Consider the following 1556-nt stretch of genomic DNA (forward strand, 5'->3'; position numbering starts at 1 on the left):
TTGCTGGTCAACGGGGCTTACGCCACGGATTTCGCCGGCTCGGCAGGGGCCATGGCGCGTACCGCCGAACTGACCGTGCCCAGTGCGCAGGCCTGGACCTCCGGTTCCGCCGTGCGCTCGGAGGCGTCTGGAAGCCTGCGTCAGCCCGCTGCCCGCAGCACCGAGGACGATGGCCAGTGGCTGCGCACCGCCAGCGAAGGCAAGACCGCCACTGCCAACCGTGAACCGCGCCCTGCCAGCACCGCGCGCTGGGTATTCTGAGCGACAGGAGTCCCGCCATGTCCAGAAGTGCTTTCCTGCTGTTGATCATGACGCTGTTCAGCCTGGCCGCGCTGTGGCTGAGCCCCGGCCTGGAGGGCAGCCTCACCCTGCTGCTCAAGGGCGCCTGCGCGCTGTTCGCCCTGGCCTTCCTGGTGGCGTTGATGCTCGGGCGTCGTATCAAGTTCGACCCGGTGCTGCGCTGACCCGTTCGTTCATCACCTGACGCCAGCGAAGACGCCGCACGCAGTCTTGCGGCATTTCAGCCCTCTCCCCCAGCCCCTCTCCCATGAATGGGAGAGGGGAGCCAAACGCGTGCAACCTCAGATGAACAGCATTACCGAGCTGTCTGTCGGGCGTTTTCCTGTGTGCGGGTTGCAGATTGGTGGCGGTCGACCGTCGTCCCCATTGTCTGTGGTCCCGGCCTGTGTAGAGTAGGGCGGGCCAGCCTGCTCCCCGGGTTGGCAGGACGACTGACCTTCAGGGACGAAACGGCGCATGTCCACCGCTCGCAAGCTGCTCATCTACGCAACGCTGGTCTTCGGCACCTTCGCCTGTGCATTGGCGATCCGCCTGGCCTATCTGCACACGCTCAAAGAGCACCGCCTGAGCCTGGTGCCCGACGCGCTGCAGGTCACCTCCATCGTCTATGCCATGGAGGAGTCCTGGGGGTTCGGCCCAGGCGGCAACGAGACCGGGATTCTCGTCTATCGCCTGCCCGCAGCCACCGCGGCGCTCGCCGGCACGGGGCTGGGGTTCTTCGAGAACATGCCGGGCAACAGCGCCACTGCAGGGCGGCGCTGGCGCGGCTCCTACAGCGACTGGAAAGAAACGCCGATCGCCGCGGACGAGCGGCACTGGCCTGTGGACAGTCGCCAGCAGTCGCTGAGCAGCCTCGATTACCTCTGCCGTTACGGCTTCTGCATCGAGGTGGCCGCCGCGCTGATACGCGATGTCGACAGCCTTATCAACAGCCCGGGCAGCTATTACGCCTATGGTCGGATCGGCCTGATCGTCGTCAGCCCCGAGAAGCGCCTGGTGGTCTATCTGTACAACGGCTGACGCCTCCCGATTGCTTCACAGATTCTGTTGGCAGTCCTGTGGATAACCTTTGCAAAAGCCCTTCCTGCCTAGCATTCCCGCGGCCTGCCCGGAGCCGTTCAGTTTTTGCCCAGTGACGTCTTGTTGGCGTCATCGACAGGTCGCATCGTTCGATCAATCAATGACTTGCGTTGAGTTTCCCACAGCGGGGCAGGGGCTGGCCGCAGGCGCCCGGCTCATGCACAGAATCTGGGGAA

Annotated in this window: 3 protein-coding genes; all 3 read left to right on the plus strand. The window is 64.8% G+C overall.

From position 1 onward, the window contains the following. Window positions 1-261 (plus strand): hypothetical protein (locus tag J0A65_RS23160; RefSeq protein ID WP_206596653.1); only part of this gene is annotated, 261 nt, incomplete at its 5' end. 17 nt (window positions 262-278) lie between these two features. Further along, window positions 279-464, plus strand: a complete 186-nt coding sequence (locus J0A65_RS23165; protein WP_047589633.1) for a PA3371 family protein — start codon at window positions 279-281, stop codon at window positions 462-464. A gap of 292 nt (window positions 465-756) precedes the next feature. Further along, on the plus strand, window positions 757-1320 hold the full coding sequence (locus tag J0A65_RS23170) for a hypothetical protein (protein WP_206596654.1): 564 nt from the start codon (window positions 757-759) through the stop codon (window positions 1318-1320). Window positions 1321-1556 lie beyond the last annotated feature (236 nt).

Origin of the sequence: Bowmanella yangjiangensis (genome assembly GCF_017255015.1) — a bacterium.
Taxonomy (GTDB): domain Bacteria; phylum Pseudomonadota; class Gammaproteobacteria; order Enterobacterales; family Alteromonadaceae; genus Bowmanella; species Bowmanella yangjiangensis.

Coding starts and splice junctions, on each gene's coding strand:
- J0A65_RS23165 (WP_047589633.1), top strand. CDS start 279: ATGTCCAGAAGTGCTTTCCTGCTGTTGATCATGACGCTGTTCAGCCTG.
- J0A65_RS23170 (WP_206596654.1), top strand. CDS start 757: ATGTCCACCGCTCGCAAGCTGCTCATCTACGCAACGCTGGTCTTCGGC.